We start from the raw sequence: 2,315 nt of genomic DNA on the forward strand, positions 1-2,315 counted from the left end.
CGGCATGACCACGAAGAAGATCATGATCAGGCCGTGAGCCGTGATGATGACGTTCCAGACCTGGCCGTCCTGGATGAACTGCTGCCCCGGAGCCTGAAGCTCGGCACGCATGATGATCGAGAACACCAGACCGAACAGGACCGTGAACAGCGAGAACGCCAGGTAGAGGGTGCCGATATCCTTATGGTTGGTCGAGAAGAACCACCGTATGAAGAAAGCCGGCTTGTGATCGTGATCGTCATGTCCGGCGTGGCCGTGTTCATGACCGTGCTCATGACCGGTCACGGGATCGGGCGCCTGCCCGCCGTCGTAGACATGCGGAGCCGCGGCCGGGCTGCCGGAGTGGTCCGGGGTTTGCTCATTCATGGCGTGACGGCTCCCTGCTGACGGGCGGTGGGCGTCTCAGCGATCTGGGTGGAAGAGGACGTGTCGGGCGAGGGAAGAGGATCGGCGCCGGCGAACTCCTGCTTGGCCTGCTCGAGCCATTGGCTGAACCGTTCCTTGGAGACGGCATGGACCACCACCGGCATGAAGGCGTGGGCAGTCCCGCAGATTTCCCGGCACTGGCCGAAGAACCGCCCTTCGCGGTCGATCCGTATGGTGATTTCGTTCAATCGGCCCGGAATCGCGTCCCGCGTGAACCCGAGCGAGGGCACGCCCCAGGAATGGATCACGTCCTCGGACGTGATCTGGAGCCGGATATCGGTATCGACCGGCAGGACCACGGGATTGTCCACATCCAGTATGCGGCGGCCGTCCGGCTTGATGTCCTCATCCGCGACACGGTAGCTGGAGAACGAGAAGCCGCCCTGGTCCGGGTACTGGTATTCCCAGTACCACTGGTGTCCGATCACTTTCAGCGTCACTTCCGCATCCCGGACTTCGTCCAGGTAAAACAGAAGACGGAACGACGGGATGGCGATGACGACCAGGATCACCACGGGCAGGACCGTCCACGCCACCTCCAGCACGGTATTGTGCGCCGTCCGCGAGGGAGTAGGGTTGCGCTTGGCGTTGAATCTTATGACGACATAGGCGAGCAGGAAGAACACCAGCAGGCAGATCGCCAGCATGATGAAGAAGAGCATCGCGTGAAAATCGCTGAGCTGCTCGGCGACCGGCGTGGCCGGCGTGGTATGCCAGACCTCCCATGGCTGGGGACCGTAGTCGGGCAGATCGTTTGCCGGTCCGGGCGACGGCGCCTCGGCCGGCGCCTGGGCCATGGCGGCGCCGGACATCGTCATGGCGGCGGCAGCCAGGGAGAAGAGCGTCATTCCCTTGGGCATTCCGAGTGCTCCTGAAGAATGCTTCGACGTTCCGGGGTATTCAGCCCGGCGTGTCGGGCCGTGAATCCTGGACGGGTTCCGAAAGCGGGCTGACGGACGGAGGAATGTCAGGATTTGCCCGTTCCCTGCCGTACGATCTTCTCGGCCTGCTGGAGCGTCATGATGCACTGGCCCTGGTTGGCTTCGGCATGCTGGCTCTGGGCATCCTGAAGCAGGCGCATCACCTGCTGACGCTGCTCCGGCGGAAGGTTTCGCGAGTCCCGATCGAGACCTGCCCAGCCGGTCGGCTCGCACGAGCCGATGGACTGGAAGTTGCTGGGAGGCTGCTGGCTGTTCGAAACACCGGCTTGCCGGGTATCCTGCTGTTGCGCGCAAGCGCTCAGCATAGCGGCGCTGATAACAACTAAAAGTAGCATTTTCATAGGATCGGTCTCCCCTGGTTCGCCGGCCTCCAACAGCCATCGCGATCAACCCTCCCACTGCCGAAAAGGTAATGACCCTAAGTATAGGTAGAGGCGGCCGACCCTATCTTTTTCAATGAGTTGCCACAAAGCCTGTGCCGGTGATCCTGAGTCCGCATCCTGGGAGCCGCCGTCTAGCTGCGTGACAAAGCCGGTATCACGGACTGGCCGAACGCCTCGATGAAGGCGCGCTGGCTGGTGCCGACGTGGTGCAGATGGATTTCGCCGAAGCCCATGGCCTCGTATTCGGCAAGCCAGGCGGCATGCTGACCGAGATCGGCAGATATCAGCACTGCCTCCCGCATATCCGCCGGCTGAACGAAGCGGCTGGCCATGTCGAACTCCCGGGGCGTCCGCAGGTTCCAGTTCACCTCGCCGCCGATGACGTTCGAGCGCCATTGCTCGTGCGCTTCTGCCAGCGCTTGCTCCTCCGTCGGAGCCCAGCTCAGGCCGACCTGAAGGTAGAGCGGCTTGCCCTCGCCGCCGCCCCGGCGGAACGCATCGACGACCTTGCGCAAGGCGTCCGGCTTGGCGCTGACCGTCAGAAGGCCATCGGCCCAGCCGCCAA

General features: G+C 63.1%; 4 protein-coding genes. All 4 read right to left on the minus strand.

All coding sequences use genetic code 11. From position 1 onward, the window contains the following. Positions 1-366, minus strand: a 366-nt coding sequence (locus AC5JJ6_RS10000) for a cbb3-type cytochrome c oxidase subunit I (RefSeq protein WP_496041897.1), incomplete at its 3' end; no start/stop codon positions are given. Next, the gene (coxB, locus tag AC5JJ6_RS10005; RefSeq protein WP_496041898.1) at positions 363-1,286 is read right to left on the minus strand and encodes a cytochrome c oxidase subunit II; all 924 of its coding nucleotides are present in this window, start codon (positions 1,284-1,286) and stop codon (positions 363-365) included. The genes AC5JJ6_RS10000 and coxB, both read right to left, overlap by 4 nt. Before the next feature lie 107 nt (positions 1,287-1,393). Continuing rightward, positions 1,394-1,708 carry a hypothetical protein gene (locus AC5JJ6_RS10010; protein WP_496041899.1) on the minus strand — a complete coding sequence of 105 codons (315 nt, stop codon included), beginning with the start codon at positions 1,706-1,708 and terminating at the stop codon, positions 1,394-1,396. Positions 1,709-1,881: 173 nt separating this feature from the next. Next, a partial coding sequence (locus AC5JJ6_RS10015) for an LLM class oxidoreductase (protein WP_496041900.1) occupies positions 1,882-2,315 on the minus strand: 434 nt, incomplete at its 5' end.

The organism is Skermanella sp., assembly GCF_059503625.1.

Coding starts and splice junctions, on each gene's coding strand:
- coxB (WP_496041898.1), bottom strand. CDS start 1,286: ATGCCCAAGGGAATGACGCTCTTCTCCCTGGCTGCCGCCGCCATGACG.
- AC5JJ6_RS10010 (WP_496041899.1), bottom strand. CDS start 1,708: ATGAAAATGCTACTTTTAGTTGTTATCAGCGCCGCTATGCTGAGCGCT.